The sequence below is a fragment of the Salinicola lusitanus genome (genome assembly GCF_038648475.1).
Lineage (GTDB): Bacteria > Pseudomonadota > Gammaproteobacteria > Pseudomonadales > Halomonadaceae > Salinicola > Salinicola lusitanus.
The window spans coordinates 1,937,440-1,949,888 of sequence record NZ_CP151919.1 but is presented as its reverse complement, the minus strand read 5'-3'; the positions used below and the strand labels follow the sequence as shown (position 1 = coordinate 1,949,888).

Genomic DNA, 12,449 nt, shown 5'->3' with positions numbered 1-12,449 from the left:
TTCCCATCGCCCGGTCGCGAAGGACTTGCCAAGTTCCCCAAACGGCCCGATGATAGCGCGCTTTTTTCTCCCTCCCACCAGCGGGCTGGTATTTCAAGAGGCATCCGATGCGTCTGATCTCCTTCGACGTTTCTCGCACCCTGCACATCCCCGGCGTTCGCTACATCAAGCCCGAGCGCATGTTCGAACATCTCGACGAGATCCAGGCCGCCGACTGGCTGCTGTTTCCCAGCTACTGGCAGGTCAGCACGCTGCTGCATGCGATGCACAAGCGCATCTTCCCGTCGCCGGCCACCTACTATCTGGGCCACGACAAGGTGGAGCAGACCCGCGCCTTCCAGGCCATCTGCCCGGACAACCTCCCGCGGACGACGATTCAGGCCAGCACCTGCCACGGTATCGATATCGCCGAGGCGGAAGTCGGCTACCCGATGATCGTCAAGGAGATCCGCAGCGCCCGTGGCCAGGGCGTGCACCTGATCGAGAGGCGACGCGAACTCGAAACGCTGGCCGCGTCCCAGGAGGTGCTGTACGCCCAGACCCTCCTTCCCATCGACCGGGACCTGCGCATCGTCCTGATCGGCGATCGGATCCTCGCCAGTTACTGGCGGGTGACGCCGGCGGGAGGATATCGCGCCAACGTCGCCCAGGGCGGCACGATCGATCACGACGACATCCCTCCCTCCGCGCTGGCGCTGGTCCAGCGTGTGGCCGCCAGACTGGGCGTCGATCACGCCGGGTTCGACGTTGCCATGGTCGGGGATCACCCCTTCCTGTTCGAGTTCAACCGCCTGTTCGGCACCCAGGGCATCGCCGACCCCGGCAGGACGACGGCCACGGCCATCCTGGAATGGCTCAACCGCAGCCAGGGAACGCCCGCCGCGAACGACGCCGGTATCGCGGCGGAGCCGATCGAGGGCTTTCCGGAAGGGCTTCTGGACGTCGCGCCAGCGATGGTCTGAATGGCGATCGCCAGGGATGGCGGACACAAAAAAGACCCCGGCCAGAAAGCCGGGGTCGTGGTCAGCGAGAAGCCAGGCGATCTCAGCCCGGCGGCTGTTCCGGACTGTCAGGCATATTGATGCTGCCCGGCTCTTCCCGATTGAGGTGCAGGAACTGCAGGTGGCGCTCGTACTGGTCGAGGATGTCATCGATGACCTGCTCGCGGGTGTAGCCCATCAGGTCGTAGCCCTGGCTACCTTCCAGCAGATACACCTCCAGACGATAGTACCGACTGCTGCTGCGCGGTGTCCGCATGGCGAAGGACGGCGTCGAGAACGGGTGCGTCCAGATCTGGTAGGCGAAGTTCTGCTCGCTGCCGAGATCGACGTAGAGCGACAGGTAGTCGTCATCGTTCTGCGTGCCAGTGCTGATGTCGACCTCGACGCCCTGCTTCATCAGCTCCTCACGCACCGCCTCCATTGCCGGCCGCCCGGTCTCTTCCAGGAACTGCTGGGCCTGCTGGCGATTGGGGAACGACATGGCACGCTTGAGCCGGGTCTTCCAGTCGTGAGCGCGATCGCGCCCGCCGGCGGACATGCGTCCCGACAGCGAGCCGGACAGGCTGAGGCGGTGGCTGTCCTCCTTGAACGCCTCGACCTTCAGCGCCTTGTAGAGCCCCGCGATCATGAAGAACAGCACGATCGAGAAGGGCAGCCCGGTGATGACCACCGCGCTCTGCAGCGTCGACAGCCCACCGGCCAGCAGCAGTGACAGGGTCAGCACCCCGATCACCGCCGACCACAGGATGCGCATCCAGATCGGCGCGTCGCTGTTGACGTCCTTCAGCTTGGAGGTGAAGTTCGACAGTACCAGGGCGCCCGAGTCACCGGAGGTGACGAAGAACACGATCGCCAGGATGCTGACCGCGATGGTCGAGAAGACCGGGAACGGATACTCCTGCAGGAACAGATAGATACCCGCCGGCGGCGTATTCATGACCTGCTCGCCGAAGTCCGTCGCGCCATTCATCGCCATGTCGAGGGCACTGTTACCCAGGATCGACATCCAGATCATCATGAAGGCGATCGGCAGCGTCAGGGTGCCGGCCACGAAGGTTCTGATGGTGCGGCCGCGCGAAATCCGCGCCAGGAACAGACCGACGAACGGGCCCCAGGCGATCCACCATGCCCAGAAGAACAGCGTCCAGGCGTTGAGCCAGTCCGTCGGCTGATCGAAGGCATAGGTGTCGAACGACATGGAAATGAAGCCGGAGAGGTAGTCGCCGATGTTCATCACCAGCGCATTGAGCAGGAACACCGTCTTGCCGGCAAACAGCACGAACAGCAGCAGCGCGATCGCCAGCAGAATGTTGAACTCGGAAAGGCGACGAATCCCCTTCTCGACACCGGTCACCGCGGAGATCGTCGCGAACAGCACGATCAGCAGCACCAGGATGGTCTGGGTCCAGGCACTTTCCGCGATGCCGAACATGAAGTTCAGCCCGTAGTTGAGCTGGATGACGCCGATGCCGAGACTGGCAGCGATACCGAACACCGTGCCCAGTACGGCGGCGATGTCCACCACGTGACCGATGGGGCCGTAGATCTTCTTGCCGAAGATGGGATAGAGCGCGCTACTGATGGTCAGCGGCAGGTTGTGTCGATAGCTGAAGAACGCCAGCGACATGCCCACCAGGGTGTAGATCCCCCAGCCCGAAAGCCCCCAGTGGAGGAAAGTCAGTTGCATCGCGTGACGGGCGGCCGCCACCTGGTCGCTCGGCGCGTTGGGCGCGTTGTAGAACTGGGTCAGCGGTTCCGCCAGGGCGAAGAAGATGACCCCGATGCCGATACCGGCGGAGAACAGCATCGCCGACCAAGAGAAGATATTGAAATCCGGCCTCGAATGCTCCGGCCCGAGACGAATCTTGCCGAAGCGGGAAAAGCCCACGAACACCACGAAGGCAAGGTAGATGACGACTGTGAGAAAGTAGTACCAGCCGAAAGTGTTGGAGATCCAGCCCAGCAGCGCGTTGATGATGCCGTTCGCTTGCTCGGTAGCGATCATCGCCCACAGCGAAAAGGCGACGATGCCGATGACCGACCCATAGAAGACGACTGGATTCAGTCTGTCCTGGGTCGTGGAATTATTATCGGGGCTTGTGCTCATGCGGCTCCCATCATGGTCAGATAGTTTGCGTTGACGAGCAGCGACGCCCCTGGCGGCTGACATGACCTGTAGAGGCGCAGGGCGTTTGAGGCCCTTGGCTCGTTCCCGTGTTCCCGCCGCGAGGTCATCTGACCTCGAGTTGAGTTAAGTCGACTTCAGTCGTTGAATCCAGCCACGTGTTCAACGGAAGACTCGACCCACTCCGTAGCCCTGACGCTTGGCTGTCATCTGCCGATCCCGGCGTCAGGTCGTGGAACCGCCGGCCCACGCGTCGCGCGTTTTTGCCAGCCTGGCGATGCCGGCTGGCGTCTGAAATATGGCTCATCGCCGGGTAAAAGCGAGAATGGTTTTTCCCAGCGGGCGGTGGCGACGTTGGCCGGCGGCCTGAATCGGCGATCGGGTGCTCGCTCTCGACCCCTGGCGTGCGGTCGAACCGATCTTTATTGATTGACCGTTCAATTAAAATACGGAGTTGTGAGTCTGGTTTCAACAGCCATACCCGACACTCGCCCGAGGCAATGGTCTAATGGGTGCCAGATACGACGACGCCGGGAGCGGGCCCGGCGACGAGAGGAGAAGCGGGAGAGCGTTCAGTCTCCCTTGAGGCGGCCACCCATCTCCTGGGCCAGCTCGACCGCGTAGTGATCGGTCATGCCGCCGATGAAATCGAGCATCCGACGATAGCTGTCGTAGAGCGGCCAGTTCGGCTTCGGCGTGTTCTCGCCGATCAGCGCCAGCACGCGCTGGTGCTTGAAGGAAGAGTGCCCGGTGTGATGCAGCTCATGCGCCGCACCGATGAAGGCCTCCAGCAGAATACCGAGCGTGGTATAGGCGCCGATCTCGAGCTTGGCCTTGCGCTCGTTCTGGAAGATGCGCTCGCGAGCCAGCTGCTTCGCCGAGGAGACGCCCCAGGTGAGATCCGGGTGGCAGAGCTCGAGCAGATCGTCGTTGAGGGCGCCGTTGAGCAACGCTTTCTCGTGTTGAACGAAGACATCGCCGACTTCGTTGACCGCCCTCTCCATCGCCGCGCCGCGCAGCGCCGCGATCCGCCGACGCTGCGACACACCGTCGGCGGCCATCTGTTCATAACCCCTCGGCGGCTCGCCGGCAATCTGCAGCAGTACCTGAGCGACCTCTTCGTAGCGCAGGATGCCCATCTCCAGACCATCCTCGAGATCGAGCAGCGCATAGCAGATGTCGTCCGCCGCCTCGACCAGATAGGCCAGGGGATGCCGGCACCACTTGGAACCATCGACCGACTTGAGACCGAGCCGCTCGACGACCTCGACCAGCAGATGCTTCTCGGACTGATAGCAGCCGAACTTGCCCATCTGGCCACCATGCTCGACCGTCCACGGATACTTCAGCAGCGTACCCAGCGTCGCGGCGGAGAGCCGCATGCCGCCGCGAAACTGGTTGTACTCGATCTGGGTCACGATCCGGAAACCCTGGGCGTTCCCCTCGTAGGTCAACAGATCCCGGCGCTGCGCCTCGTCGAGCCCCTCCAGCAGACCGCTCCCCTGGGCCTCGGCCCACTTGAACCAGTCGCGAATCGCGTATTCGCCGGCATGCCCGAACGGCGGGTTGCCGATGTCGTGCCCCAGGCAGGCCGCCTGGACGATGACGCCGAGATCAGCGGGCGTGACCCAATCCGGCAGGCTGTCGCGCAGCTGCTCGCCGACGATCATGCCCAGGCTGCGACCGACGCAGCCGACCTCGATCGAGTGGGTCAATCGGGTGTGGATATGATCGTTGTCGGTCAGCGGATGGACCTGGGTCTTGCGCCCCAGACGCCGAAACGAACCGGAGAAGACGATGCGGTCGTAGTCCTTGTGAAACGGACTCCGGCCGATTTCGCCGCGCGACGTCCGGGCATCGTGCAGCCGGACAGGATCGAGCAGGCGCTCCCACTGCATGACAGTCATCGTGATCTCCGTTAACACTAAAGGCAGCTTCGGGCTTCGGGCTTCGGGCTTCGGGCTTCGGGCTTCGAACCGACTAGGATGCCGTCCGGGTCGCGGAAAGAAAAGCATCCACCTCCCGCCCGCGAACCCATCACCCCTGCTCTCGGCTCTAAGCTCGTAGCTCGTGGCTCGTGGCTCGTAGCTCGTGGCTACTCTTTCACATCCATGTATTCGCGGGCCCAGATTCGATACTCCTCGAGCGTCGAGTAGCGCGTCGACAGCTTCGAAGCATCCAGGTCGTTGGTCGCGATATCGCGCTGCTCGCGCAGGCAGTCGTAGGTCGCCTTGATCGCGGCGAAGTAGGCAGCGTGACCGTTGACGACGATGCGCACGCCCAGTGCCGCGAGGCGCGCGCGATCCCGCAGGGCCGGGTTGTCGTAGGTGACCAGCATCAGCGGCACCGTCAACGGTGCCGCCAGCTTCTCGAGGTGCTCGAAGTCCCGGACCCCGACCAGGCAGATGGCGTCGACGCCGGCCGCCTGGTAGGCGCGAATGCGGGCAATGGCGGCATCGTCGTCGAGCTGGCCGGCGTTGGTTCGGGCGATGATCGACAGCGCCGGGTCGATCCGGGCCTCGAGTGCGGCGCGCATCTTGCCGACGCCCTCCTCCACGGGAATCAGGTCGGTCGACTTGTGGCCGTACTGCGCCGGCAGCAAGGTGTCCTCGATGGTCAGCGCGGCGACACCGGCCCGCTCCAGTTCGGTGATCGTGCGCATCACATTGAGCGCGTTGCCGTAGCCATGGTCGGCATCGGCGATCACCGGCAACCGTGCCACCCGGCCGATCCGGGTCGCCTGTTCGACGAATTCGCTCAGGGTGATCAAGGCGAAATCGGGCGCCGCCAGCACCTGCAGCGAGGCGACCGACCCTCCCAGAATGCCAACCTCGAAGTCGAGGTCGGCGGCGATGCGAGCCGACATCGGATCGAACACCGAGGCCGTGTAGTAGCACTCGCCACTGGCGAGCAGTTCGCGGAAGGCGTTGCGAAGATCATGCTGAGAGGGGGTCGTCACGGGACACTCCTGTTCTTTACCCCGGCGTTCGACGTTGGGGCGCGATGGAAAAAGACTCCCGGCCGATGCCGATGGCACGTCGGTGAATGCGTCGGCGGGGGCCGACAATCCTACCACTAAAGTTTGAGGGCGCGACGCCGGTCACATCGGCCACCCACCTCACGATGAACGATACACATGCTCAGCTTGAACTCGCTTCATTGGTCGAATGGCCGCCCAGCCCGCATCATTGGCGACCTCGCCATCGCCAGCCGCCGATGACACCGCATGGCGAAGTCCCAGCACAGGAGGCAAGTTCATGTCGCAAGCGCATCCCCCATTCCGAGCCGATATCGTCGGCAGCTTTCTTCGCCCGCAGGCGCTGAAGGAGGCCCGGACCCTCTTCCATCGAGGCGATATCGACGCCGCCGCGCTCGCGGCCGTCGAGGATCGCGAGATCCGTCAGGTGGTGGAGCAGCAGGAAGCCGCCGGCCTCGAGGTGGTGACCGACGGCGAGTTCCGTCGCGCCTGGTGGCACTTCGATTTCCTCGAACGGCTCGCTGGCGTCACCGGTTTCACCGGCGACCAGGGCATTCAGTTCCAGGGCGTGCAGACGGGCGCGAAGCAGATCCGGGTCGACGGCAAGGTCGGCTTCGACGATACCCACCCGATGCTGGATCACTTCCGCTATCTGGCCAGCGTCGCCAGCGTCATGCCCAAGATGACGATCCCGAGTCCCAGCGTGCTGCACTTCCGCGGCGGTCGCAAGAAGATCGACAGTGGCGTCTACCCCAGCCTGGACGCCTTTTTCGCCGATACCGCCGACGCCTATCGCGACGCCGTCCGCGCCTTCTACGATGCCGGCTGCCGCTATCTGCAACTGGACGACACCGTGTGGGCCTATCTCTGCTCGGAAAAGGAGCTGCAGGCGGCCCGGGACCGCGGCGACGACCCCGACCGCCTGCAGGCGATCTACGCCGAGATGCTCAATCATGCCCTCGCCGGCAAGCCGGACGACCTCCATGTCTCGCTCCACGTCTGTCGCGGCAACTTCCGCTCCACCTGGATCAGCGAAGGCGGTTACGAGCCGGTGGCCGATACCCTGTTCGGCCGCGTCAACGTCGATGCCTGGTTCCTGGAATACGACAGCGACCGTGCTGGCAGCTTCGATCCGCTGCGCTTCGTCCCGGAGGGTCACCAGCAGGCGGTGCTGGGGCTGATCACCACCAAGGTGGGCGAGCTCGAGGAGCCCCAGGCCGTCAGAGCGCGTCTCGACGAAGCCACGCGATTCGTCGACCGGCAGCAGCTCTGTCTGAGCCCGCAGTGCGGTTTCGCCTCCACCGAGGAGGGCAACGAACTCGCCGAACGGGCACAGTGGGACAAGGTGCGGCTAGTGGTCGACCTGGCCCGCGACTACTGGGGCGGGTGAGCCGCCGGCCGGTCTTGGGGCGCGGGCTCAGCCCTGCCGCGCCCCGCCCTCGTCCTGCCCCATCAGCGACCCCAGCAGCCGGCTGAGAAAGCCCTTGCGCTCGGGGTCGGGCTCCTGGTCGATCAGCGCCCGGGGGTCGATGCTAGCCCGGTCGACATGCACGAACGCCGCCTGGAAGGCAGGCAGAGTCAGCTCGCCGTTCTCGAGGTGCGCCGTGAATCCCGCCTGATAGACGATCTCGCCAGCACCGTCCGGGAGACTGGTGTGGCGCGTTTCATCGGTGAGATTGAAGACCGCCAGGATCGCCTGGTCCCGGGAGACCCGCAACCAGCCCAGCAAGTCGTCGTCGAAGTCGCCCAGAATCAAGGTGCCGTCGACCATCGCCGGCTGCGACTTGCGCCAGTGCAGGAACTCGCGCGTCACGCGCAGGGTGCTGTCCGCGTCGGCGAGCTGCCGCTCCACCGACAGCTGACGGTGATGGCCGTCCACCGGCAGCCAAGGCTCCGTCGAGGTGAACCCCCCGTACTCGCCGCTCGTCCAGGGCATCGGCGTGCGGCAGCCGTCGCGCCCCTTGTAATCCGGCCACAGCGCCAGCCCGTAGGGGTCGACCAGACGCTCGTAGGGGACGTCCGCTTCCGGCAACCCCAGCTCCTCGCCCTGATAGAGGCAGAGGCTACCGTAGAGCGAACAGAGCATGACCGTCGCGAGCTTGGCCACCAGCGGCCCTTGCTGCTCCAGGTTCTCGTGCTGGGTCCAGCGCGAGACGACACGCATGACATCGTGATTGGAGAGCGCCCAGCAGGGCCAGGCGTCGCCCGCGTAGTACTGGAAATGCTCGATGATGTCGCGCAGCCGCTGGGCGCTGAACTCGGCATCGAACAGGTCGAAGGTGTAGGCCATGTGGAGCCGGTCTTCGCCGATGGTGTACTCGACCATGCGCTCCAGCGGGCGATCGTCGGATATCTCGCCCACCGTCATGGTGCCGGGGTACTCGTCCATCAGGGCGCGCAGTTCGCTCAGGAAGCCGAGATTCTCCGGCTGGCTGATATCGAACTGGTGGCGCTGCATCGAATAGGGGTTCGATGCCGGGACGCTGGGCGTCTTGAGCTCGCCGCTGCCGAGCGCGGGGTTATCCTGCAGCGCCAGGCTGTGGAAGTAGAAATTCGAGGTATCCAGGCGAAAGCCGTCGACCCCGAGATCGAGCCAGAAGCGGGCGTTGTCGAGCTGCTCCTTACGCACCGCCGGGTTGTGAAAGTTGAGGTCCGGCTGGCAGGAGAGGAAGTTGTGCAGGTAGTACTGGCGGCGCCGACTGTCGAAGGTCCAGGCGCTGCCGCTGAAGAAGGAGAGCCAGTTGTTGGGCGGGGTGCCATCGGGCTTGGGATCGGCCCACACGTACCAGTCGGATTTCTGGTTTTCCCGCGAACTGCGACTCTGGACGAACCAGTGGTGCTGATCCGAGGTGTGACTGAGCACCAGGTCGATGATCACTTTCAGCCCCAGCCCGTGGGCCCGCTCGAGCAGCATCTGGAAGTCGTGAAAGGAGCCGAACATCGGGTCGACACCGCGATAATCGGTGACATCGTAGCCGAAGTCCTTCATCGGCGAGGGGAAGAACGGCGAAATCCAGATCGCATCGACACCCAGCTCGGCGATATAGTCCAGCTTCGCGGTGATCCCGGGCAGATCGCCGACGCCATCGCCACGCGCGTCCATGAAGCTTCTGGGATATATCTGATAGATGACGCTGCCACGCCACCATTGGGTCGAATCGGACATGCGAGTCCCCGTGTTGGTGTCATCTATTTCACGCCGGTAACGATCAGCCAGCGACGACGACGCCCGACCTGGCATGGAAGCCAGCGCCGGGCGTCGTGTCAGACTAGCGGTTTTTGTGATCGAGGTTAAATTCGGGAGGCAGCCGAGGCCACTGCCTGGCCCGCCGACGTCCCCAGCGGGCGGTGCCGGCAAGGGTCAGCGCCCGGCTTCCTCCCGCTTCAGCCACCAGGCGAAAAGCAGCCCGGCCGCCATCAGGGCGACGGCGAACGCGTAGATGCCGATCGAGATACCGCTGGAGACCAGAATGCTCCAGTCGCCTCCCGAGATGGACATGGCCCGGCGCAGGTTGAACTCCATCTGCCCGCCCAGCAACAACCCCAGCACCACCGGCACGGAGGGAATGTCCAGCTTGCGCAGCACGTAGCCCAGCACCCCGAAGGCGAGCATGACGTAGAGGTCGAAAGCGCTGTTGTTGAGCGAATAGACGCCCACGAACGCCACCAGGATCACCACCGGCATCAACAGCCAGGTGGGGGCCCGCAGTACGCGGGCAAACAGGCCTACCAGCGGTACGTTCAGTACCAGCAGCATGATGTTGCCGATGAACAGCGCCGCCACCAGTCCCCACACCATGTCGGGCTGCTGTTCGAACAGCAGCGGCCCAGGGGTGATGTTCATCGACAGCAGCAGCGCCAGCAGGATAGCGGTCGTGCCGCTGCCCGGAATGCCCAGCGACAGCATGGGAATCAGGGCACCGCCGGCGGCGGCATTGTTGCCCGCCTCGGGCGCGGCCACGCCGCGCGGGTCTCCGTTGCCGAAATCGCCCTTGCGTCCCAGCCAGCGCTTCTCCAGCGTATAGGAGAGAAAGCTGCCCAGCGAGGCCCCGGCCCCCGGCAGCACGCCGGCGACGAAGCCGATCAGCGAACCGCGCGCGATGGTCGGCGCGCACTGTCGGGCGCTCTTCATCCCGGGAATGGCCGATCCCAGCTCCTGGTTGGTGGCGGTCTCCCGGCGGCGATCCTCGAGCAGGATCAGGCATTCCGAGATGGCGAACAGCCCGACCAGCGCGGCGATGAAGTCGATGCCGTCGTAGAGTTCGTAGAGGCCGAAGGTGTAGCGCGACACGCCGGTCGCCGGATCGAGGCCTACCGTGCCCAGCAGCAGCCCGAGGCCGGCGGCGATGAAGCTCTTGGTGAAGCTGCCGCTGGTCACCCCGCCGATGGTAGCGAACGCCAGCATGAACAGCGCGAAGTACTCGGCAGGCCCGAACCGGATGGCGAACCCCACCAGTAACGGCGCAAAGAGCGTCAAGCCGATGGTCGCCACGGTCGCGCCGACGAACGACGCCACCGCGGACAGCCCCAGCGCTTCGCCGCCCCGCCCTTTCAGCGCCATCGGGTAACCGTCGAGCGTGGTCATCATCGCCGGCTCGTCGCCGGGAATGTTGAGCACGATCGAGCTGATGCGCCCGCCGTACATGGTGCCGTAATAGACACTGACCAGCAGGATCAGCGCGGCTGTGGGCGACAGCCCGAAATTGAACGCCAAGGGGATCAGCAGCGCCACCCCGTTGACCGGCCCCAGCCCCGGCAAGGCACCGATCAAGGTGCCCACGGCGCAGCCGATCAGGGCCAGGAAGAGATTCTGGGGTTCGAGGGCGATCACGAAACCGTGCAGGAGAAAGGCGAGAATATCCATGGCATGTCGGCCCTCAAACGCCGAGTCCGGGGACGGCGGGCAGCGGAATGCCCAGCGCGTACTCGAACAGCAGGTAGAGGATCACCGTCAACGACAACCCGCTGACCAGCGCCTGTCGCCACGCGGCATCGAACAGCCGAATCAACAGCACGCTGCAGACCAGCGTTGCCGGCAGAAACCCCCAGGGCTCGAGGAAACCGGCATAGCCGCCGAGCACCACCAGCAGTCCCGCCTGCCGCAGCAGCGCCACGCCGCGCGGCCAGCGCTGATTGAGCCCGGGCCGGCACATCAAGTAGAGCGCCAGCACACCCAGCGGCACGCAGACCAGACGCGGAAACAGGTCCGGCCCCACCGGCTGGCGAAAACCGGAGACAAAGGTCTGGGCGTGCCACCAGGCGGCCACCGCCAGCACGGCCAGCACGGCCCCGGCGATACGATCGCCGAGCGCCGCCGTGGAGGGCGCGGCGCCCGATGCTTCCGCCGTCACTGGATGACCCCGATCTCCTGGGAGATGCTCTCGACCTTGTCGGCCGTGTCACGAACGAAGGCGTCGAACTCGTCACCGCCGCGCCACAGGGGTACCAGGCCGTTGCGCTCGGCGACCTGCTTCCATTCCGGCGAGTCGTAGAGCGTCTTCAGAGTCTCGACCATCGACTGGTAGTCGGCATCCGAGACCTCGCCGCCGGTGTAGAACCCCCGCCAGTTGTAGCCGGTCACGTCATAGCCCTGGGAGATCGCCGTCGGCAGGTCGTCGAAGGGCGGAGCCAGCGGCTCGTCGGCGAGCACCGCCAACACCCGGACGTCGCCCGAGTTGATGAAGCCGGCAATCTCGCCCAGGTCCGTGGACACCGCGTCCACGTGCCCGCCCATCATCTGGGTCACGGCGGGGCCGCCGCCATCGAACTGCACCCAGCGCACGCTGCCGCTCTGCTCGCTCGACAGGCCCGCGGCCTTGGCCAGCATCAGGGCGCGAACGTGGTCCCAGCCACCGATCCCGCTGGATCCGGCGATGACGACCGAAGTGGGATCGTCGACCATCGCCTCGAGCAGCTCGTCGAGGCTCTGGTAGGGGCTGTCGTCATCGACCAGGATCACCCCGACGTCAGTGCCCAGCATGGCCAGCCAGCGCATGGTATCGACATCTCCCGGATAGCGCCCCTGGGCAATCTGGGTCACCCCCACGGTGCTGGTGGCCACGATCAGGTTGCTGTCGCCTGCACGCTTGCCGGCCACGTTGGAGAAGGCCACGGCGCCGACGCCACCCGGCATGTTGATCACTCGCACGGGGCTGTCGACCAGGCCGAGTTCGTGGAGCAGCTTGCCCACGGATCGGCAGGTGAAGTCCCAGCCACCGCCCGGGTCGGCCGGTGCCAGGCAATCGCTGATCGGCAACGCCTGACTCGGGGCACTGACCGTCAGGCCCCCCGCCAACAGGAGCGAGACCGCCAGGGTGTGCAAAGGTCGCAGAGAGATAGCCATGTT

General features: G+C 65.0%; 9 protein-coding genes. 2 read left to right on the top strand and 7 right to left on the bottom strand.

Translation table 11 applies throughout. The features are described from left to right. The first annotated feature begins 107 nt into the window (after positions 1-107). Positions 108-962 (top strand): ATP-grasp domain-containing protein, encoded by an 855-nt coding sequence (locus AAGT95_RS08980; protein WP_110709888.1) that lies wholly within the window; start codon positions 108-110, stop codon positions 960-962. A gap of 82 nt (positions 963-1,044) precedes the next feature. Here AAGT95_RS08980 and betT read toward each other — a convergent pair whose 3' ends face one another. From betT to AAGT95_RS08965, 3 genes are all read right to left on the bottom strand, one after another. Next, positions 1,045-3,108, bottom strand: a complete 2,064-nt coding sequence (gene betT / locus AAGT95_RS08975; protein WP_110597504.1) for a choline BCCT transporter BetT — start codon at positions 3,106-3,108, stop codon at positions 1,045-1,047. 590 nt (positions 3,109-3,698) lie between these two features. After that, a complete protein-coding gene (locus tag AAGT95_RS08970) occupies positions 3,699-5,033 on the bottom strand; it encodes a deoxyguanosinetriphosphate triphosphohydrolase (RefSeq protein WP_342596257.1) in 1,335 nt (444 codons plus the stop codon). 188 nt (positions 5,034-5,221) lie between these two features. Beyond that, positions 5,222-6,085, bottom strand: coding sequence for an isocitrate lyase/PEP mutase family protein (locus tag AAGT95_RS08965; protein WP_110597506.1), 864 nt, complete (start codon positions 6,083-6,085; stop codon positions 5,222-5,224). A 298-nt stretch (positions 6,086-6,383) separates the two neighbouring features. Between AAGT95_RS08965 and AAGT95_RS08960 the strand changes: the two genes are divergently transcribed. After that, complete coding sequence (locus AAGT95_RS08960; RefSeq protein ID WP_110597507.1) at positions 6,384-7,493, top strand: cobalamin-independent methionine synthase II family protein; 1,110 nt, start codon at positions 6,384-6,386, stop codon at positions 7,491-7,493. 27 nt (positions 7,494-7,520) lie between these two features. Here the strand turns inward: AAGT95_RS08960 and AAGT95_RS08955 are convergent, their stop codons facing one another. From AAGT95_RS08955 to AAGT95_RS08940, 4 genes are all read right to left on the bottom strand, one after another. Beyond that, the gene (locus AAGT95_RS08955) at positions 7,521-9,269 is read right to left on the bottom strand and encodes an alpha-amylase family glycosyl hydrolase (protein ID WP_342596256.1); all 1,749 of its coding nucleotides are present in this window, start codon (positions 9,267-9,269) and stop codon (positions 7,521-7,523) included. 195 nt (positions 9,270-9,464) lie between these two features. After that, positions 9,465-10,967, bottom strand: a complete 1,503-nt coding sequence (locus AAGT95_RS08950) for a tripartite tricarboxylate transporter permease (protein WP_342596255.1) — start codon at positions 10,965-10,967, stop codon at positions 9,465-9,467. Between the two features lie 13 nt (positions 10,968-10,980). Next, positions 10,981-11,454, bottom strand: a complete 474-nt coding sequence (locus tag AAGT95_RS08945; protein ID WP_110597510.1) for a tripartite tricarboxylate transporter TctB family protein — start codon at positions 11,452-11,454, stop codon at positions 10,981-10,983. After that, positions 11,451-12,446, bottom strand: a complete 996-nt coding sequence (locus tag AAGT95_RS08940; protein ID WP_110597511.1) for a Bug family tripartite tricarboxylate transporter substrate binding protein — start codon at positions 12,444-12,446, stop codon at positions 11,451-11,453. Before AAGT95_RS08940 ends, AAGT95_RS08945 begins: the two co-directional genes overlap by 4 nt. Between the last annotated feature and the right edge of the window lie 3 nt (positions 12,447-12,449).

Bases quoted from the DNA above. Each gene is read 5' to 3' on its own strand.
- AAGT95_RS08980 (WP_110709888.1), top strand. From the start codon at position 108: ATGCGTCTGATCTCCTTCGACGTTTCTCGCACCCTGCACATCCCCGGC.
- AAGT95_RS08970 (WP_342596257.1), bottom strand. From the start codon at position 5,033: ATGACTGTCATGCAGTGGGAGCGCCTGCTCGATCCTGTCCGGCTGCAC.
- AAGT95_RS08950 (WP_342596255.1), bottom strand. From the start codon at position 10,967: ATGGATATTCTCGCCTTTCTCCTGCACGGTTTCGTGATCGCCCTCGAA.
- AAGT95_RS08955 (WP_342596256.1), bottom strand. From the start codon at position 9,269: ATGTCCGATTCGACCCAATGGTGGCGTGGCAGCGTCATCTATCAGATA.
- AAGT95_RS08960 (WP_110597507.1), top strand. From the start codon at position 6,384: ATGTCGCAAGCGCATCCCCCATTCCGAGCCGATATCGTCGGCAGCTTT.
- AAGT95_RS08940 (WP_110597511.1), bottom strand. From the start codon at position 12,446: ATGGCTATCTCTCTGCGACCTTTGCACACCCTGGCGGTCTCGCTCCTG.
- betT (WP_110597504.1), bottom strand. From the start codon at position 3,108: ATGAGCACAAGCCCCGATAATAATTCCACGACCCAGGACAGACTGAAT.